This window comes from Pseudomonas sp. Irchel 3H3 (genome assembly GCF_900187635.1).
Classification (GTDB): Bacteria; Pseudomonadota; Gammaproteobacteria; order Pseudomonadales; family Pseudomonadaceae; genus Aquipseudomonas.
Genome location: NZ_FYEC01000021.1, coordinates 35,920 through 53,611, shown reverse-complemented (window position 1 = coordinate 53,611; position 17,692 = coordinate 35,920). Strand labels below are relative to the sequence as shown.

At 61.5% G+C, this 17,692-nt stretch carries 19 protein-coding genes; 17 read left to right on the top strand and 2 right to left on the bottom strand.

The window, feature by feature from the left end; translation table 11 throughout:
- Positions 1 to 11 precede the first annotated feature (11 nt).
- From fliF to flhB, 17 genes are all read left to right on the top strand, one after another.
- Positions 12 to 1,799 carry a flagellar basal-body MS-ring/collar protein FliF gene (fliF, locus tag CKW24_RS20500; protein ID WP_095169986.1) on the top strand — a complete coding sequence of 596 codons (1,788 nt, stop codon included), beginning with the start codon at positions 12 to 14 and terminating at the stop codon, positions 1,797 to 1,799.
- Positions 1,792 to 2,811: a flagellar motor switch protein FliG gene (gene fliG / locus CKW24_RS20495; protein ID WP_095169985.1), complete on the top strand. Its 1,020-nt coding sequence runs from the start codon at positions 1,792 to 1,794 to the stop codon at positions 2,809 to 2,811. The genes fliF and fliG overlap by 8 nt, the downstream gene beginning before the upstream one ends.
- A gap of 4 nt (positions 2,812 to 2,815) precedes the next feature.
- The gene (gene fliH, locus CKW24_RS20490; protein ID WP_095169984.1) at positions 2,816 to 3,598 is read left to right on the top strand and encodes a flagellar assembly protein FliH; all 783 of its coding nucleotides are present in this window, start codon (positions 2,816 to 2,818) and stop codon (positions 3,596 to 3,598) included.
- Entirely contained in the window at positions 3,588 to 4,946 is a 1,359-nt protein-coding gene (gene fliI / locus CKW24_RS20485; protein WP_095169983.1) for a flagellar protein export ATPase FliI, read from the top strand. Before fliH ends, fliI begins: the two co-directional genes overlap by 11 nt.
- Positions 4,947 to 4,952: 6 nt before the next feature.
- Complete coding sequence (gene fliJ / locus CKW24_RS20480; protein WP_095169982.1) at positions 4,953 to 5,405, top strand: flagellar export protein FliJ; 453 nt, start codon at positions 4,953 to 4,955, stop codon at positions 5,403 to 5,405.
- 654 nt (positions 5,406 to 6,059) lie between these two features.
- Positions 6,060 to 6,368, top strand: coding sequence for an STAS domain-containing protein (locus CKW24_RS20475; RefSeq protein ID WP_095169981.1), 309 nt, complete (start codon positions 6,060 to 6,062; stop codon positions 6,366 to 6,368).
- Positions 6,369 to 6,376: 8 nt separating this feature from the next.
- Positions 6,377 to 8,080 carry a fused response regulator/phosphatase gene (locus CKW24_RS20470; protein WP_095170026.1) on the top strand — a complete coding sequence of 568 codons (1,704 nt, stop codon included), beginning with the start codon at positions 6,377 to 6,379 and terminating at the stop codon, positions 8,078 to 8,080.
- A 31-nt stretch (positions 8,081 to 8,111) separates the two neighbouring features.
- Positions 8,112 to 8,480 (top strand): Hpt domain-containing protein, encoded by a 369-nt coding sequence (locus CKW24_RS20465; RefSeq protein WP_095169980.1) that lies wholly within the window; start codon positions 8,112 to 8,114, stop codon positions 8,478 to 8,480.
- 80 nt (positions 8,481 to 8,560) lie between these two features.
- Entirely contained in the window at positions 8,561 to 9,826 is a 1,266-nt protein-coding gene (locus CKW24_RS20460) for a flagellar hook-length control protein FliK (protein WP_095169979.1), read from the top strand.
- 243 nt (positions 9,827 to 10,069) lie between these two features.
- Positions 10,070 to 10,570 carry a flagellar basal body-associated protein FliL gene (gene fliL / locus CKW24_RS20455; RefSeq protein ID WP_095169978.1) on the top strand — a complete coding sequence of 167 codons (501 nt, stop codon included), beginning with the start codon at positions 10,070 to 10,072 and terminating at the stop codon, positions 10,568 to 10,570.
- Between the two features lie 9 nt (positions 10,571 to 10,579).
- Positions 10,580 to 11,548, top strand: coding sequence for a flagellar motor switch protein FliM (fliM, locus tag CKW24_RS20450; protein WP_095169977.1), 969 nt, complete (start codon positions 10,580 to 10,582; stop codon positions 11,546 to 11,548).
- 54 nt (positions 11,549 to 11,602) lie between these two features.
- Entirely contained in the window at positions 11,603 to 12,061 is a 459-nt protein-coding gene (gene fliN, locus CKW24_RS20445; RefSeq protein WP_095169976.1) for a flagellar motor switch protein FliN, read from the top strand.
- A gap of 45 nt (positions 12,062 to 12,106) precedes the next feature.
- Positions 12,107 to 12,493, top strand: a complete 387-nt coding sequence (fliO, locus tag CKW24_RS20440) for a flagellar biosynthetic protein FliO (protein WP_095170025.1) — start codon at positions 12,107 to 12,109, stop codon at positions 12,491 to 12,493.
- Positions 12,493 to 13,242 (top strand): flagellar type III secretion system pore protein FliP, encoded by a 750-nt coding sequence (gene fliP, locus CKW24_RS20435; RefSeq protein WP_095169975.1) that lies wholly within the window; start codon positions 12,493 to 12,495, stop codon positions 13,240 to 13,242. The genes fliO and fliP overlap by 1 nt, the downstream gene beginning before the upstream one ends.
- 24 nt (positions 13,243 to 13,266) lie before the next feature.
- Entirely contained in the window at positions 13,267 to 13,536 is a 270-nt protein-coding gene (gene fliQ / locus CKW24_RS20430) for a flagellar biosynthesis protein FliQ (protein WP_027621022.1), read from the top strand.
- A gap of 3 nt (positions 13,537 to 13,539) precedes the next feature.
- Positions 13,540 to 14,322 carry a flagellar biosynthetic protein FliR gene (gene fliR, locus CKW24_RS20425; RefSeq protein WP_095169974.1) on the top strand — a complete coding sequence of 261 codons (783 nt, stop codon included), beginning with the start codon at positions 13,540 to 13,542 and terminating at the stop codon, positions 14,320 to 14,322.
- 3 nt (positions 14,323 to 14,325) lie between these two features.
- Complete coding sequence (flhB, locus tag CKW24_RS20420; protein WP_095169973.1) at positions 14,326 to 15,465, top strand: flagellar biosynthesis protein FlhB; 1,140 nt, start codon at positions 14,326 to 14,328, stop codon at positions 15,463 to 15,465.
- An 84-nt stretch (positions 15,466 to 15,549) separates the two neighbouring features.
- Here the strand turns inward: flhB and CKW24_RS20415 are convergent, their stop codons facing one another.
- Both CKW24_RS20415 and CKW24_RS20410 read right to left on the bottom strand, forming a co-directional pair.
- The gene (locus CKW24_RS20415; protein ID WP_256585515.1) at positions 15,550 to 16,128 is read right to left on the bottom strand and encodes a cytochrome b; all 579 of its coding nucleotides are present in this window, start codon (positions 16,126 to 16,128) and stop codon (positions 15,550 to 15,552) included.
- A gap of 288 nt (positions 16,129 to 16,416) precedes the next feature.
- Positions 16,417 to 17,466, bottom strand: a complete 1,050-nt coding sequence (locus CKW24_RS20410; RefSeq protein ID WP_095169971.1) for an RHS repeat-associated core domain-containing protein — start codon at positions 17,464 to 17,466, stop codon at positions 16,417 to 16,419.
- Positions 17,467 to 17,692: the final 226 nt, after the last annotated feature.

Here is a 17,692-nt window from a genome sequence, read left to right as displayed (position 1 = left end):
CACATTGAGTCATGGCAGAAGCAGTCGCCAATAACGTTCCGGCCAAGGCCGCCGCTGCAGATGGCAAACCGCCGCTGTTCGGCCTGTCCTTCCTGGAAAACCTCTCCGAGATGACCATGCTGCGGCAGGTGGGCCTGCTGGTTGGCCTGGCTGCGAGTGTGGCGATTGGTTTTGCCGTGGTCCTCTGGTCGCAGCAACCGGACTACCGGCCGTTGTACGGCAGCCTGGCCGGGATGGACGCCAAGCAGGTGATGGAGACCCTGGCCACCGCCGACATTCCCTACACCGTCGAACCCAATTCCGGCGCCTTGTTGGTCAAGGCCGATGACCTGTCGCGTGCGCGGCTCAAGCTGGCCGCCGCCGGGGTAACCCCGACCGACGGCAACATCGGTTTTGAGATTCTCGACAAGGACCAGGGCCTGGGCACCAGTCAGTTCATGGAAGCGACTCGTTACCGTCGCGGCCTCGAAGGCGAGCTGGCGCGAACCATTGCCAGCCTGAACAACGTCAAGGGTGCCCGCGTGCACCTGGCCATTCCGAAAAGCTCGGTGTTCGTGCGTGACGAACGCAAGCCTAGCGCCTCGGTGCTGGTGGAGCTGTACTCCGGCCGTTCGCTGGAGCCGAGCCAGGTGGTGGCCATCGTCAACCTGGTGGCGACCAGCGTCCCGGAACTGAGCAAGTCGCAGATTACCGTGGTCGACCAGAAGGGCACCCTGCTGTCCGATCAGGCGGAGAACTCCGCACTGACCATGGCCGGCAAGCAGTTCGACTACAGCCGCCGCATGGAAAGCATGCTCACCCAGCGCGTGCACAACATCCTGCAGCCGGTGCTGGGCAATGACCGCTACAAGGCCGAAGTGTCCGCCGACGTCGACTTCAGTGCGGTCGAGTCGACCTCCGAGCAGTTCAACCCGGATCAACCGGCCCTGCGCAGCGAGCAGTCGACCTCCGAACAGCGTACCGCCAGCAATGGCCCGCAAGGCGTACCGGGGGCACTGAGCAACCAGCCGCCGGCACCGGCTTCGGCACCGCAGAGCACCGGCAATGCCACGGCCTCGGCCGGCATGGTGCAGCCCGGCCAACCTCTGCTGGATGCCAACGGCCAGCAGATCATGGACCCGGCCACCGGCCAGCCGATGCTCGCCCCATACCCGGCGGACAAGCGTCAGCAATCGACCAAGAACTTCGAACTCGACCGCTCCATCAGCCACACCAAGCAGCAGCAAGGCCGCTTGAACCGGTTGTCGGTGGCGGTGGTGGTCGATGACCAGGTCAAGGTCAATCCCGCCAATGGCGAAACCTCCCGCGCGCCGTGGACCGCCGATGAATTGGCACGCTTCACCCGCCTGGTGCAGGACGCTGTCGGCTTCGACGCCAGCCGTGGCGACAGCGTCAGCGTAATCAACGTGCCGTTCTCGGCTGAACGCGGCGAAGTGATTGCCGAGATCCCGTTCTATTCCCAGCCCTGGTTCTGGGATGTGGTGAAACAAGTGGTCGGCGTGCTGTTCATCCTGGTGCTGGTATTCGGCGTGCTGCGTCCGGTACTCAACAACATCACCGGTGGCGGCAAAGGCCGGCAACTGGCGGGGATCGGCAGCGATGCCGAGCTCGGCGGCATGGGTGGGCTGGATGGTGAGCTGGGCAATGACCGGGTCAGCCTCGGCGGCCCGCAAAGCATCCTGCTGCCAAGCCCGAGCGAAGGCTATGACGCCCAGTTGAACGCAATCAAGAGCCTGGTGGCCGAAGATCCGGGCCGTGTGGCTCAGGTCGTGAAAGAGTGGATTAACGCAGATGAGTGATAACCGAGCCTCGATCGCCAAACTCAGCCGGGTCGACAAAGCCGCGATCCTGCTGCTGTCCCTGGGCGAAACCGACGCCGCGCAAGTGCTGCGCCACATGGGGCCCAAAGAGGTCCAGCGCGTCGGCGTGGCCATGGCGCAGATGGGCAACGTGCATCGTGAGCAGGTCGAGCAGGTGATGAGCGAGTTCGTCGACATCGTCGGCGACCAGACCAGCCTGGGCGTGGGCTCCGATGGCTACATCCGCAAAATGCTCACCCAGGCCCTGGGTGAAGACAAGGCCAATGGCCTGATCGACCGGATCCTGTTGGGCGGCAACACCAGCGGCCTGGACAGCCTCAAGTGGATGGAGCCGCGCGCGGTGGCGGATGTGATCCGCTATGAGCACCCGCAGATCCAGGCCATTGTGGTGGCGTACCTGGACCCCGACCAGGCCGGTGAAGTGCTGGGCAACTTCGACCACAAGGTGCGCCTGGACATCATCCTGCGCGTGTCGTCGTTGAACACCGTGCAACCGGCGGCGCTCAAGGAACTCAACCAGATTCTCGAGAAACAGTTCTCCGGCAATTCCAACGCCTCGCGCACCACCCTGGGTGGGATCAAGCGTGCCGCCGACATCATGAACTTCCTCGACAGTTCGATCGAAGGCCAGCTCATGGACTCGATCCGCGAAGTCGACGAAGACCTGTCCGGCCAGATCGAAGACCTGATGTTCGTGTTCAACAACCTGGCCGATGTCGACGACCGCGGGATCCAGGCGTTGCTGCGCGAAGTCTCCTCCGACGTGCTGGTGCTGGCCCTCAAGGGCTCGGACGAAGGGGTCAAGGAGAAGATCTTCAAGAACATGTCCAAGCGCGCTGCCGAACTGCTGCGCGACGACCTCGAGGCCAAGGGCCCGGTGCGCGTCAGCGATGTCGAGACGGCACAAAAGGAAATCCTCACCATTGCCCGCCGTATGGCCGAAGCCGGAGAAATCGTTCTCGGCGGGAAGGGCGGCGAAGAAATGATCTGACCCTATGGCTGCCAAGAGTGATGAGTCGCCCAGCGACCTGATTCGTGCGCGTGATGTCAGCGGGCTCGACATCTGGGCGCTGCCCAGTTTTGACCCGTACGTCCCGGAACCTGAGCCTGAGCCCGAGCCAGAACCGCCGGAAATGGAAGAAGTGCCGCTGGAGGAAGTCCAGCCACTGACCCTGGAAGAACTCGAGAGCATTCGCCAGGAAGCCTGGAACGAAGGGTTTGCCACCGGTGAAAAAGAGGGCTTTCACAGCGCCACGCTCAAGGTTCGCCAGGAAGCCGAAGTGGCCCTCAATGGCAAGTTGGCCAGCCTGGAACGGCTGATGGTCAACCTGTTCGAGCCCATCGCCGAGCAGGACACGCAGATTGAAAAGAGCCTGGTAGCGCTGGTCCAGCACGTGACCCGGCAGGTGATCCAGCGCGAGCTGGCCATCGACTCGAGCCAACTCGAACACGTCATGCGCGAAGCCCTCAAGCTGCTGCCGCTGGGGGTTGCGAACGTGCGCCTGTACGTCAATCCGCAGGATTTTGCCCAGGTCAAAGCCCTGCGCGAACGCCACGAGGAAACCTGGCGCATCGTCGAGGACGAGGCGCTGCTGCCCGGTGGTTGCCGGGTCGAGACCGAACACAGCCGGATCGACGCGACGGTGGAAACCCGCATCGCCCAGGCCACGGCCCAGTTGCTCGACCAACTGCACGAGCAGGCGCTGCACCCGGCGCCAGCGGATTTGCAGTTGGACCTGTCAGTCGTTGCGCCGCCGGTCAGCCCTGATGCGCCTTGATCGCACCAGCTTTGCCAAGCGCCTGGGCAGCTACGCCGCTGCGGTGGAGTTGCCGGGCCAGCCGGTCCTCGAAGGGCGCCTGTTGCGCATGGTCGGCCTGACGCTCGAGGCCGAAGGCTTGCGCGCAGCCATGGGCAGCCGCTGTCGGGTGATCAACGACGACAGCTACCACCCGGTCGAAGTCGAAGCCGAGGTCATGGGGTTTTCCGGCAACAAAGTATTCCTGATGCCGGTGGGCAGCGTCGCCGGGATCGCTCCGGGCGCGCGGGTCGTGCCGCTGGCGGACAATGGCCGCCTGCCGATGGGCATGAGCATGCTCGGGCGGGTGCTCGACGGTGCCGGTCGGGCGCTGGACGGCAAGGGCGGGATGAAGGCCGAAGACTGGGTGCCAATGGACGGCCCGACCATCAACCCGCTCAATCGCGACCCCATCAGCGTGCCGCTGGACGTCGGCATTCGTTCGATCAACGGCTTGCTCACAGTCGGCCGCGGCCAGCGCCTGGGCCTGTTCGCCGGTACCGGGGTGGGTAAGAGTGTGCTGCTGGGCATGATGACCCGCTTTACCGAAGCCGACATCATCGTGGTTGGGCTGATCGGGGAGCGGGGCCGGGAGGTCAAGGAGTTCATCGAGCACATCCTCGGTGAAGAGGGCCTCAAGCGCTCGGTGGTGGTGGCGTCGCCGGCCGATGATGCGCCGCTGATGCGTATGCGCGCGGCAATGTACTGCACGCGCATCGCCGAATATTTTCGCGACAAGGGCAAGAATGTCCTGTTGCTGATGGACTCGCTGACCCGTTTTGCCCAGGCCCAGCGGGAAATCGCCCTGGCCATCGGCGAGCCGCCAGCGACCAAGGGTTATCCACCCTCGGTATTCGCCAAGTTGCCGAAACTGGTGGAGCGCGCGGGCAATGCCGAGGCGGGCGGCGGTTCGATCACGGCGTTCTATACCGTACTGTCGGAAGGCGACGACCAGCAGGACCCGATCGCCGACTCGGCGCGGGGTGTGCTCGACGGCCACATCGTGTTGTCCCGGCGCCTGGCCGAGGAGGGACACTATCCGGCCATCGACATCGAAGCGTCCATCAGCCGGGTCATGCCCTCGGTGGTTTCGCCGGAGCACATGCGCCGCGCCCAATACTTCAAGCAGCTCTGGTCGCGTTATCAACAGAGTCGCGACCTGATCAGCGTCGGCGCCTATGTGGCCGGGGGCGATCGCGAGACCGACACGGCCATTGCCCTGCAGCCGACCATGGTCAGCTACCTGCGCCAGGGTCTCAACGACAACATCAGCTTGGGCGAAAGCCACGCCCACCTGGAAACCATCTTCGCTCCGGCAGCCGGAGGCTAAGCGGCCATGGCCCAGAGCCGAGCAGCGCGCCTGGCGCCGGTGGTCGATATGGCCGAAAAAGCCGAGAAGACCGCCGCCCAGCGCCTGGGCTACTTCCAGGGCCAGGTGCGGCTCGCCGAAAACAAGCTGGCTGACCTTGACGGATTTCGCCTCGAATACCTGGAGCGCTGGGTCGAGCGCGGCCGCGAAGGGGTATCTGGGCAATGGCTGCTGGGTTACCAGGGCTTCCTCGCGCAACTGGGCACGGCCATCGACCAGCAGCGGCAAAGCCTGGCCTGGCATCAGAACAACCTCAACCAGGCGCGCGACGGCTGGCAACAGGCCTACGCCCGGGTCGAAGGCTTGCGCAAGCTGGTGCAGCGCTACATTGACGAGGCCCGGCAACTGGAAGACAAGCGTGAGCAGAAGCTGCTCGATGAGTTGTCCCAGCGCCTGCCCCGGGAGAGTCCGTATCGTTGATTGATGCGGGCCGATGGGCGAATGGGAGCGGCTGCAGGCTGTGATCTTTTGATCTTGGCTTTGTGGGCATATCCGTTGCTGCGGTAGCGGCGGCTTATGGTTTCGCCCTTACGGCGACTCCCTTTTGCAGACGCCCAAAAGGAAGCAAAACGCTTTGCCCCTGCGTTCGGCCCCTCGCTTAGGCTCGGGGTCCCTTCGCTACGGTATCCATCAGGGGGCATCGCCTACGGTTTGCTTCGCTGCACCTCCTCTCGATGCATGCGGCTTCGCCGCACGGCGCTACGCGCCTCCCCCCTGATGGACACCTTCGCTCAGCCTGCCGAAGGGGCAGGTGGATCAAGATCAAGAGCAAGAGCACGGCGACCTGACAGTCGGCCTGAGTGGTAAAAGCGGGCGAGGCGGCCTACCGGCCGGCCTGTTTTTTTGATGTTCTTCTCTCCCCTGTGGGAGCGAGCGCCCGCTTGCGGACTGCTCGCGATGAACTTGACGGTACCGCGTGTTCATCGGATTCACGCGTGATTGTTCACGTGCATCGCAAGCTCGCAAGGATTGGCGTTCTGAACCGGCTGGCAGTAGGCCGATGGGCTGCCTTGCTGATGCCCTGTACAGGTGCTAAACCTTGTACACGATTGCCAAAGACAAGGAAGCTCTAGCATGTCAGTCAATACGCAAGTCTCAGCGGATGGGCAAAAGCTGACGATCTCGATCAAGGGTCGCTTCGACTTTGCCAAGCACCAGGCATTTCGCGATTCCTTCGAGCAGATCGACAATCAGCGGCCCAACTCGGTGGTAGTCGATCTCAAGGAGGCCACCTACCTCGACAGTTCGGCGTTGGGCATGCTGCTGTTGCTGCGCGATCATGCCGGCGGCGACGAGTCCGATGTGCGGCTGGTCAACAGCAGTTCCGACGTGCGAAAAATCCTCGCCATCTCCAATTTCGACAAGCTGTTCGACATCAGTTGAGCGACCTGATCCCGTCGTTCGAGCCCCTGACGGTGCTGATCGCCGAAGACAGTGCGGCTGATCGCCTGCTGCTCTCGGGGATCGTCCGGCGCCAGGGCCACGCGGTGCTGCTGGCGGCGAACGGCGCCGAAGCGGTGGAGCTGTACCGTCAGGCATGCCCGCACCTGGTGTTGATGGACGCTCTGATGCCGGTGATGGACGGCTTTGACGCGGCGCGACAGATCAAGCAGTTGGCCGGGGAAACCCTGGTACCGATCATCTTCCTCACGTCCCTGAGCGAGGACGAAGGCCTGGCCCGCTGCCTGGAGGCGGGCGGTGATGACTTTCTGGCCAAGCCGTATAACCAGGTGGTGCTGGCGGCCAAGATCAAGGCCATGGATCGCCTGCGGCGTTTGCAGGCAACGGTGCTGGAGCAGCGCGACCAGATCGTCCGCCACCATCAGTACTTGCTTAACGAGCAGCGTGTGGCCAAGGCGGTGTTCGACAAGGTCGCCCACTCGGGCTGCCTGAGCGCGCCGAACATCCGCTACCGGCAATCGCCCTATGCGCTGTTCAACGGCGATCTGCTGCTGGCGGCGTTCACTCCGGCTGGCGACATGCATGTGCTGCTCGGTGACTTCACCGGTCACGGCTTGCCGGCGGCCGTGGGCGCCATGCCCCTGGCCGAGGTGTTCTACGGGATGACGGCCAAGGGGTTTGGCCTGGCGCAGATCCTGCGAGAGATGAATGCCAAGCTCAAGCGCATCCTGCCGGTGGACATGTTTTGCTGCGCGACCCTGCTGTCCCTGAGTTTCCAGCGCCGTTCGGCCGAGGTCTGGAACGGCGGGATGCCCGACGGCTACCTGCATGACATCGCCAGTGGCGAGCGCCGGCCGCTGAAGTCACGGCATTTGCCGCTGGGCGTGTTGACTGCCCAGGCGTTCGACGACCGCACGGAAGTGTTTCCGATGGCCCTGGGCGATCGGGTAATGCTGTTGACGGATGGGGTGATCGATACCTGCGACAGTGCCGAGCAGTTGTTTGGAGTCGAGCGTTTGTTGCAGGTGTTTGCCGATAACCTTGAGCCCGAGCAATTGTTCGAGGAGATCGAACAAGCGCTGCGCGATTTTGGCGGTCAGGCCCGGGATGACGTGAGCCTGCTGGAAATCAGTCTGGTGGAGCCGGCCCAGCTCACACCGCCAGCCCTGGTCTATTCCGACAGTGGCCAGTCGAGCCCGCTGGACTGGTCGTTGAGCTTCGAATTTCGCGCCGAGTCGCTCAAGCGCTTCGACCCGCTGCCCTATCTGCTGCAGTTGTTGCTGGAGGTGCATGGCCTGCGGGCGCAAAGCGCGGCGCTGCACAGTGTGCTGGCCGAGTTGTACTCCAATGCCCTGGAGCATGGCGTGCTGGGCCTGGATTCGAGCCTCAAGCGCGATGTCCGCGGATTTGCGCGCTACTATCAGTTGCGCAACGCCCGCCTGGAGCAATTGGAGGAGGGCTACCTGCGGGTGCACGTGCAGGTTGCGCCGCAAGGCTTGGGCGGTTGCCTGGTGATTGAAGTGGAAGACAGTGGGCATGGCTTTGATGCGCAGCGTGTGATGGATCGGCCGCTGGACATCGGGCGTTTATCGGGTCGCGGTGTCAGCCTGATCCGTCAATTGAGCCGTAATGCCAGTTGGTCCGACGATGGCCGACGGGCGCGCGTGGAGTTTTCCTGGGAGGCTCTGGCATAATCCCGTGCATTCTTGATCAAGGAGCGAACAAGTGACCGATACACATCTGGATCGCGACGTACTCAGTGCGTTGCAGGAAGTCATGGAAGGGGATTACCCGGTGTTGCTGGACACCTTCCTGGCGGATTCCGAAGAGCGTCTGCAAATCCTGCGCGAGGCGCACGATGCGGCGCAGCTGATCAGCGCGGCCCATAGTTTCAAGGGCAGCAGCAGCAACATGGGTGCGTTTCGCCTGGCCAGGCTGTGCCACGAGCTGGAACAGCGCGCCAAGGAAAAAGCCCCCAAGGGCCTGGCCAAGCTGGTGGGTGAAATCGATGGCGAATTTGCCTTGGTGCGCCCCCTGTACGAAGCCGAACGGCTGCGTTCGCTGGCGTCTGAATCTTCCAATCGCAGCTGTTAGCCTTCTCTCGGGCAATCTGGCTCGACCCTTGCAGTCTCTTGCTCAACTGTATCGACGATTCCAGTGCAGCGGAGACCGCTATGCCCCTTTCCCCCAACATCCTGCTTCAGGCTGGCGCGCAGGCCAAGACTCAGTCCGCGTCGGCCAATGCCCCGGCGGCGCCTGTGGACAAGGCGTCCGGCTTCGCCCGGGTGTTTGCTGGCCAGGGTGCAGGCAAGTCCTTGGCAGCGGCCGATATGGGGGCCAAGCCGTTGCGTGACAAAACCCCGGACCACCCGGTCCGTGCGGACAAACCTGCCGCCCAGGCTCCAGCGGTTGCCGCTAGCGGCAAAACCTTGCCCGCCGAAAAAGTGGCGCCTGAAGAGGTAACCGACACCGAGCCTGGCGCAGTGGCTGAAGACGCCACGGTAGATCCGGCGCAGGCTCAGGCAGCGACCCAGCCGGCGCCGGTTACCGTGGTCGAGACGCCAGCCAGCGTGGATCCGGCCATTGAGGCGGCGCTGCTGGCCACCACGCAGGCGATCAGCGATCCGGCGTTCGATCCTGAGGCCGATCCACTGGATGGCTTGCCGGCGGTGCGCCTGGCGATGGAGCAAAGTGGCCATCTGTCCGCCTCCAGTCAGGCTCAAGCCAAGACTCCGCCAGCGGCCGCCCAGGTCGACGGCGAACCGAACACGACGCAGACCTTCGCCGCGGGCATGGCCAGCATGCTCGGCCTGCAAGCGGAGCAGGACGGTGCCGGTGAGGGCGGCGAGAAGGCCTTCAGTGGCTTGATCGACGAAGGCCTCAAGGACCTCAAGGCTGCCAGCAGCGACACCCGCGTTGAAGGTTTTGCCGACCGCCTGGCCGCGCTGACCCAGGCTGCCACGGCAAAAACCGCCAATGCGCTGCCGGTCAATCAGCCGATCGCCATGCACCAGAGTGGCTGGACCGAAGAGGTGGTCAACCGGGTCATGTACCTGTCGAGCGCCAACCTCAAGGCGGCGGACATTCAGTTGCAGCCGGCTGAACTGGGGCGCCTGGATATCCGCGTCAACATGATTCCCGACCAGCAGACCCAGGTCACCTTCATGAGCGCCCACGTTGGTGTGCGCGAAGCGCTGGACGGGCAGATGCACCGCCTGCGCGAGATGTTCGCGCAGCAGGGTATGGGGCAGGTCGACGTCAATGTCTCCGACCAGTCCCGTGGCTCCCAGGAGCAGGCGCAGCAGGGGCAGGGCGCCCGCACCTCGGCCACTGGCAGCCGCCTGGAGCCGATGGCGGATGAGTCGCCGGCCGGGATCGCCGAAGTTGCCGCCAGCGCTACCCGCGTGATTGGTTCGAGCGTGGTCGACTATTACGCCTGATTGAACGCGGTGGCGATCTGCGCCACCTCAAGATCACGAGCTGCAGGCGAGCTAACGCTTTGCCGGTTTTTTCCTGGTGTATGAATTTCCCCTGTGGGAGCGCTGTCATCGCGAGCAAGCCGCAAGCGGGCGCTCGCTCCCACGGGATCTATGCAAACCGGGGTGCCCCGACACTTCTGGCATAACACTTGCTCTTGCCTTGCCGTGCGACTGTGAAAACCCGAATAGTGACGGATTATTGGCATGGCGAAGAGCGACGCAGCAGTAAAAGATCCCGCCGGCAAAGGCAAACTCAAGCTGATCCTGGTGATTGCCGCGGCCTTGTTGCTGGCGATCGGCTTGTCCGTGGGGGCGACTTGGTACTTCATGCACAGTGCCCAGAGCAAGCCTGAGCCTGCGGCCGATGCGGCTGGCAATGCCAAGCCTGCGGCCATCTACGAAGCCATGGCCCCGGCCTTTATCGCCAATTACAACCAGAACGGCCGCCAGCGCTACATGCAGGTGAGCATTACCCTGCAGGCCCGCAACCAGGCCGATCTGGACGCTCTGAAAGTGCACATGCCGGTGATCCGCAACAACCTGGTGATGCTGTTCTCCGGGCAGACTTTCGACAACCTGGCCACCCCGGTCGGCCAGGAAATGCTGCGCCAGAAAGCCACTGCCAGCGTGCAGGAAGTAGCGCAGAAAGAAGTCGGCAAAGTTGTAGTCGAGCAGTTGCTCTTTACTAATTTCGTACTGCAGTAGGAACACGACATGGCCGTGCAGGACCTGCTGTCCCAGGATGAGATCGATGCGCTGCTGCATGGCGTCGACGATGGTCTGGTACAGACCGACACCGCTGCCGAACCGGGCAGCGTCAAAAGCTATGACCTGACCAGTCAGGACCGGATTGTCCGGGGGCGCATGCCGACCCTGGAAATGATCAACGAGCGTTTCGCCCGCTACACCCGCATCAGCATGTTCAACATGCTTAGGCGTTCGGCCGATGTGGCCGTGGGCGGGGTGCAGGTGATGAAGTTCGGCGAGTACGTGCATTCGCTGTACGTGCCTACCAGCCTCAATCTGGTCAAGATCAAACCCCTGCGCGGCACCGCCCTGTTCATTCTCGACGCCAAGCTGGTGTTCAAGCTGGTGGATAACTTCTTCGGCGGCGACGGACGTCACGCCAAGATCGAAGGGCGTGAATTCACCCCTACCGAATTGCGCGTGGTGCGCATGGTGCTGGAGCAGGCCTTCACTGACTTGAAGGAAGCCTGGCAGGCGATCATGGAAGTCAATTTCGAGTACATCAATTCGGAAGTGAACCCGGCCATGGCCAACATCGTTGGCCCCAGTGAGGCGGTGGTGGTGTCCACTTTCCACATCGAACTCGACGGTGGCGGCGGCGATCTGCACGTGACCATGCCGTACTCGATGATCGAGCCGGTGCGGGAAATGCTCGATGCCGGTTTCCAGTCCGACCTCGACGACCAGGACGAGCGTTGGGTCAACGCCCTGCGCCAGGACGTGATGGACGTCGATGTGCCCTTGAGTGCCACCGTCGCCCGCCGCCAACTTCGCCTGCGCGACATCCTGCACATGCAGCCGGGCGACGTGATTCCGGTGGACATGCCTGAAGACATGATCATGCGCGCCAACGGCGTGCCGGCTTTCAAGGTCAAGATGGGGTCCCACAAGGGCAACCTGGCGTTGCAAGTGATCGAACCCATCGAGCGCCGCTGAGCGGCGTTGCTCTCCCCCCGTTTTTAAATGCTTGCTGCCCGCCGAGGACAAATGATGGTTAACGATATGAATGCCCAGGACGACCAGGCCCTGGCTGATGAATGGGCCGCCGCGCTGGAAGAATCCGGTGATGTCGGACAGGACGATATCGATGCCCTGCTGGCGGCCGATGCGGCCAGCTCGCCGTCCAACCGTCTGCCGATGGAAGAGTTCGGCAGCGTGCCGAAAAACAACGGCCCGGTGACACTGGACGGTCCGAACCTGGACGTGATCCTCGACATCCCGGTATCGATCTCGATGGAAGTCGGCAGTACCGACATCAACATCCGTAACCTGTTGCAGCTCAACCAGGGGTCGGTGATCGAGCTCGATCGCCTGGCGGGTGAGCCCCTCGACGTGCTGGTCAATGGCACGCTGATCGCCCATGGCGAAGTGGTGGTGGTCAACGAGAAGTTCGGCATCCGCCTGACGGACGTGATCAGCCCAAGCGAACGCATCAAGAAGCTGCGCTAAGTGAACAGGTTCCTCGGTGGGTTGCTGGCCTTGCCTGGCAGCGTGATGGCAGCCGAGCCGGTGGCAGCAGTCGCTGCGCCGGCGGTCGGTAGCGGGGTGGCCGGGCAGTTGACGCAACTGGTGCTGGGCCTGCTGCTGGTGCTGGGCCTGATCTTTTTCCTCGCCTGGCTGTTGCGCCGGGTGCAGCAGGCAGGGCCTGCGGGCAAAGGCCAGGTGATCGAGTTGATCGGCTCGCGTGCCCTCGGCCCGCGGGACCGGCTGGTCCTGGTGCAGGTCGGCAACGAGCAGATTCTGCTGGGCCTGACGCCGGGCACCATCAGCGCGCTGCATGTCCTCAAAGAGCCGGTGCAGGTGCCCGGCACCGAGCAGGCTACCCCCGAGTTTGCCCAGCGCCTGATGGAGTTGCTGGGTAAAGACAAGGATAAGAAGTAATGCCGTTGCGTTTCCTCCTGACGCTGCTCCTGCTGCTGGCGGCGCCCCTGGCGCTGGCCACCGACCCGCTGTCGATCCCGGCGATCACCTTGGGCACCAATGCCGATGGCGCCCAGGAATATTCGGTCAGCCTGCAGATCCTGCTGATCATGACCGCGCTGAGTTTCATCCCGGCGTTCGTCATGCTGATGACCAGCTTCACCCGGATCATCATTGTCTTCTCGATTCTGCGCCAGGCCCTGGGCCTGCAGCAGACACCGTCGAACCAGATCCTCACCGGCATGGCGCTGTTCCTGACCCTGTTCATCATGGCGCCGGTGTTCGACCGGGTGAACCAGGACGCCTTGCAGCCGTATCTCGCGGAAAAAATGACCGCCCAGGATGCGGTGGCCAAGGCCCAGGTGCCGATCAAGGACTTCATGCTGGCCCAGACTCGCAGCAGTGATCTGGAGCTGTTCATGCGCCTGTCCAAGCGCACTGACATCGCGTCGCCGGATCAGGCCCCTTTGACCATCCTGGTGCCGGCCTTCGTCACCTCGGAGCTCAAGACCGCGTTCCAGATTGGTTTCATGATCTTCATCCCGTTCCTGATCATCGACCTGGTGGTGGCGAGTGTGCTGATGGCGATGGGCATGATGATGCTCTCGCCGCTGATCATTTCGCTGCCGTTCAAGATCATGCTGTTTGTGCTGGTGGACGGCTGGGCGCTGATCATCGGCACCCTGGCCGGCAGTTTCGGCGGTGTTTAGCCTGGTGCGAGCGAGTGGCCCGATATGACGCCTGAAGTAGCGGTAGACCTGTTCCGGGAAGCGCTCTGGCTGACCACCGTGATGGTCGCGGTGCTGGTGGTGCCGAGCCTGTTGGTCGGCCTGTTGGTGGCGATGTTCCAGGCGGCGACCCAGATCAACGAACAGACCCTCAGCTTCCTGCCGCGCCTTTTGGTGATGCTGGTCACGCTGATCGTTGCCGGCCCGTGGCTGGTGCAGACCTTCATGGAATACATCCTGCGCCTGTACGGCAGTATTCCGCAGTTGATCGGCTAGGCCATGTCGCTGCTGGCGCTGACCGACGCGCAGATCAGTACCTGGGTGGCCAGCTTCATGCTGCCGCTGTTCCGGGTGACGGCACTGCTGATGACCATGCCGATCATCGGCACCACCCTGGTGTCCAAGCGCATTCGCCTGTACTTCGCCCTGGCGATCACCGTGGTGATCACCCCCAGCCTGCCGCCGATGCCCACGGTCAACGCGCTGGACTTGAGCGGCCTGCTGCTGATTGCCGAGCAGATCCTGATTGGCGGGTTGTTGGGTTTCTCCCTGCAGCTGTTTTTCCAGGCCTTCGTGATTGCCGGGCAGATTGTTTCGATCCAGATGGGCATGGGTTTCGCCTCCATGGTCGACCCCACCAATGGCGTGTCGGCGGCGGTGATCGGGCAGTTCCTGACCATGCTGGTAACCCTGTTGTTTCTCGGGATGAACGGCCACCTGGTGGTGTTCGAAGTGCTCACCGAGAGCTTCACCACCTTGCCGGTGGGCAGCGCCATGTTGGTCAATCACTTCTGGGATATCGCCAACAAGCTCGGCTGGGTGCTGGGTGCGGCCATGCTGCTGGTGCTGCCGGCGATCACCGCACTGCTGGTGGTCAACATTGCCTTTGGCATCATGACCCGCGCGGCGCCGCAACTGAACATTTTCTCCATCGGCTTTCCGCTGACCCTGGTGCTGGGCCTGGTGATCTTCTGGATCAGCCTGGGTGACATTCTCAATCAGTATCAACCGCTGGCCACCGAGGCTTTGCAGTTGCTGCGCGATATGGCTCAGGCGCGCTAAGCCATGGCCGAAAGCGAGAGTGGCCAGGACAAGACCGAAGAGCCCACGGACAAAAAGAAAAAGGACGCCCGCGAGAAGGGTGAAATCGCCCGCTCCAAGGAGCTCAACACCCTGGCGGTGATGCTCGCCGGGGCCGGCGGCTTGCTGGTCTATGGCGGTGGCCTGGCCCTGGATCTGCTGGACATCATGCGGCTGAATTTCAGCTTGCCCCGCGAGGTACTGCTCAGCCCCGGTGCCATGGGCCAGTACCTGTTGCACTCGGGCAAGATTGCGATCATCGCCGTGCAACCGGTGTTGATCACCTTGCTCCTGGCCGCGCTGATCGGCCCGATTTCCCTGGGTGGTTGGTTGTTTGCTGGCAGCAGCCTGGCACCCAAATTCAGCCGAATGAACCCGGCCAATGGCCTCAAGCGCATGTTCTCCTCGACCGCGGTGATCGAGCTGCTCAAGGCGCTGGCCAAGTTCTTGTTGATCCTGTTCGTCGCGTTGACGGTGTTGAAGTCAGACATCGACGACCTGCTGCGCATCGCCCATGAACCGCTGGAGCAGGCGATTATCCACAGCGTGCAGCTGGTGGGCTGGAGCACGCTGTGGATGGCTTGCGGGCTAATCCTGATTGCCGCCGTCGACGTGCCGGTGCAGCTGTACCAGAGCCACAAGAAGTTGCTGATGACCAAGCAGGAGATCCGCGACGAGCACAAGGACCAGGAAGGCCGCCCCGAGGTCAAGCAGCGCATCCGCCAGTTGCAGCACGACATGTCCCAGCGGCGGATGATGGCGGCCATTCCCGACGCCGACGTGGTCATCACCAACCCGACCCACTATGCGGTGGCGCTCAAGTACGATCCGGACAAAGGTGGCGCGCCAATGCTCGTCGCCAAGGGCAGCGACTTCCTGGCCCTGAAAATCCGCGAAATCGCCGTGAGCAACAATGTCCTGCTGCTGGAGTCACCGGCGTTGGCGCGTTCGATCTACTACTCCACCGAGATGGATCAGGAAATTCCGGGCGGGCTGTACCTGGCAGTGGCCCAGGTGCTGGCGTACGTCTATCAGATTCGCCAGTACCAGGCGGGCAAAGGCAAGCGGCCGGAGCCGTTCAAGGATGAAGTGCCGATTCCGGAGGAGTTGCGGCGCGATTCCTGATGGCGGATGTACGCCGATCCCACAGGGTGTTGCGCTTTCCTCGATACCACCAAGAAATGACTGAGAGTGAGGGGCTCTTTCCTGCTACTTCGCCCGCCGTTTAATTCTGGGCAGCATTGAGGTCAGGATGTTGTCCTTGTCGATAAAATGATGTTTTAGCGCTGCCAACAAATGCCCGCCAACCAATGCGCCGCAGAACCACGACGTCCAGGTATGAATGTACTTGGCAAGGTCGTAGAGATCGGGATCGGCATCGACCAATGGCGGCAGAAGGAACAGGCCTGCCACCAGAATGGGTTTGTCCGCAACCGAACTCCAATACCAGCCTGAAAGGGGTAAGGCAATCAGGGCAATGATGTAGAGCAAAACATGTCCGGTTATTGCTGCGCGCTTCATTCGCGCAGACATGCTTTCGGGGAGGGATGGTGGACGGTTTTTTAACCGCCAGGCAACGCGCGCTACGATGACAAACAGCAGCGTACTTGCCAGTGCCTTGTGCAAGAAGGTCAGTTCATGCTGAGGGTTTAGCTCATCTCGCCAATGCGCGGCCAGTATGCCCAGGCCCCAACTGGTTAGCCACGCCAGCGCCATGCCCCAGTGCAGCCACTTGGCGGTACTTGTGTATTCAATTGTTTCTGTTTTCTGCATTGCCGCTTTCTTCATGTTTTTCAAAGCTCGATGTGCTGAGACGTGTAGTGAATCCGTTTGGCGATTCGTTATCGAGTTGCAAACTGAAGGCGCTTTATTAAGTCAGCATTAGGTGCTCGCTGGGTTGTCCTTGCTGAGGGCAGTAATGCGCTTAAGGCTTGCCCGCAATCGGGATGGCTGTATTCAAGATCTCTTGCATTGGCGAAAGGGACTTGACGGTTGTGATTTTGCTGTAGAGCACGCTGATGGAAAAATAGATCTGTCCCCTTTTCTGCTTTTCTGAAAATGTCTCCTTTCCTGGTATCAGAGGCCTTCTCTTATTTCCTTCGCGAAATTCGGATGAACTCCCATGACGTTGCCTTTTTCAATTTCGTCGTTAAATAGCTTAAAAAGTTCAAGGCGTTTTCTATCTAGCTCAGCTATTGATAGATTCGGGAGCCTGTGCTGGTGGGTGAGTTTGGCGAAGCCAGTTAAATTGTTTAATGCATTGTTCAAAGGGTCAATTGCCTTGATGATGGGCTTTGGTAGGTTTTTTATTATGGTGCCAGGGATCTTTGAGTAACTTAGCTCTTGCAGGGTTGCATTATTTTTGTAGTATCTTGCTGGCTGCCAAGTCTCATAAACTGCTGTGTCATCAATTCCTGAATACACACTTTTTAACAGTCTGTCATTTTCATAGGTGCGCTCCTGCCAGGTGCCGTTGGCGTTGCGTGTGTTTTTAGTTGTTAGGGTGTGAAGTGTTCGGTAGGTTGTGATTTCTTTAGTGGTCTCTGGGCCGCTCTTGAATATGATTTTGCGAAATATCGTTGGAGATGTAGGTGAGTGACCGTTTTGATCTGATAGGTTTATCGGGTCTCCGAAGCAATACGAATAACAGTTCAATCCTCCTTCTCCAAACGGACTCCAGCTGTCCGGACTATTAAACCGCATCAGCACCGGATTAAACGCCCGATAGCCATTCCCCAGTAAATAATGCCCGGTCACCGGATCCGGCCGTTCGCCGTTGAAACCCAGCAAGCTGGTCAAGCCGCTTTCAGCGTGATGGTGGCCGTAGGATGAATAGGCGATGGGTTGTCGCTGGTTGCCAGCCTTGAGTGTGGACAGCACGGAGCGCTGCTGATCGGTGGACAGCAGAGTGCTTGTGATTTCCTTGTTTTGATTCTGCAATTGCGCAAGCAGCAGACCGTCTTTCTGAAGAATGGTGTTGGCGATCGTCCCTTGTATTTCAGTGGCCAGGCGACTTTTGCAATAAAAGCGTTGGCGGTTGGATGCGTCTGGTTGACGTTGGCTGATCAGACGATCCAGTGGGTCGTACCCATAGCTGCAAAGAATTACAGGTTGTTGAGTCCCCATGGCAGGCGCTCCAGCTAACTCGGATTGAGCGCTTGAGTATCTGCGCAAGCATCGCAGACAGGTACTAGCAGAACTGCTAGGTCCGGCAGCCTGTACGGCTCGGTCAGGTACGAGTCTAAGCACCGCAAACCCTGTGGGAGCGGGCTTGCCCGCGAAAGCGGTGGGTTGGCCAACATCAATGGTTGCTGTGCCGACGTCATCGCGGGCAAGCCGGCTCCCACAGGGA

Coding starts and splice junctions, on each gene's coding strand:
- fliF (WP_095169986.1), top strand. CDS start 12: ATGGCAGAAGCAGTCGCCAATAACGTTCCGGCCAAGGCCGCCGCTGCA.
- fliG (WP_095169985.1), top strand. CDS start 1,792: ATGAGTGATAACCGAGCCTCGATCGCCAAACTCAGCCGGGTCGACAAA.
- fliH (WP_095169984.1), top strand. CDS start 2,816: ATGGCTGCCAAGAGTGATGAGTCGCCCAGCGACCTGATTCGTGCGCGT.
- fliI (WP_095169983.1), top strand. CDS start 3,588: ATGCGCCTTGATCGCACCAGCTTTGCCAAGCGCCTGGGCAGCTACGCC.
- fliJ (WP_095169982.1), top strand. CDS start 4,953: ATGGCCCAGAGCCGAGCAGCGCGCCTGGCGCCGGTGGTCGATATGGCC.
- CKW24_RS20475 (WP_095169981.1), top strand. CDS start 6,060: ATGTCAGTCAATACGCAAGTCTCAGCGGATGGGCAAAAGCTGACGATC.
- CKW24_RS20460 (WP_095169979.1), top strand. CDS start 8,561: ATGCCCCTTTCCCCCAACATCCTGCTTCAGGCTGGCGCGCAGGCCAAG.
- fliL (WP_095169978.1), top strand. CDS start 10,070: ATGGCGAAGAGCGACGCAGCAGTAAAAGATCCCGCCGGCAAAGGCAAA.
- fliM (WP_095169977.1), top strand. CDS start 10,580: ATGGCCGTGCAGGACCTGCTGTCCCAGGATGAGATCGATGCGCTGCTG.
- fliN (WP_095169976.1), top strand. CDS start 11,603: ATGGTTAACGATATGAATGCCCAGGACGACCAGGCCCTGGCTGATGAA.
- fliO (WP_095170025.1), top strand. CDS start 12,107: ATGGCAGCCGAGCCGGTGGCAGCAGTCGCTGCGCCGGCGGTCGGTAGC.
- fliP (WP_095169975.1), top strand. CDS start 12,493: ATGCCGTTGCGTTTCCTCCTGACGCTGCTCCTGCTGCTGGCGGCGCCC.
- fliQ (WP_027621022.1), top strand. CDS start 13,267: ATGACGCCTGAAGTAGCGGTAGACCTGTTCCGGGAAGCGCTCTGGCTG.
- fliR (WP_095169974.1), top strand. CDS start 13,540: ATGTCGCTGCTGGCGCTGACCGACGCGCAGATCAGTACCTGGGTGGCC.
- flhB (WP_095169973.1), top strand. CDS start 14,326: ATGGCCGAAAGCGAGAGTGGCCAGGACAAGACCGAAGAGCCCACGGAC.
- CKW24_RS20415 (WP_256585515.1), bottom strand. CDS start 16,128: ATGAAGAAAGCGGCAATGCAGAAAACAGAAACAATTGAATACACAAGT.
- CKW24_RS20410 (WP_095169971.1), bottom strand. CDS start 17,466: ATGGGGACTCAACAACCTGTAATTCTTTGCAGCTATGGGTACGACCCA.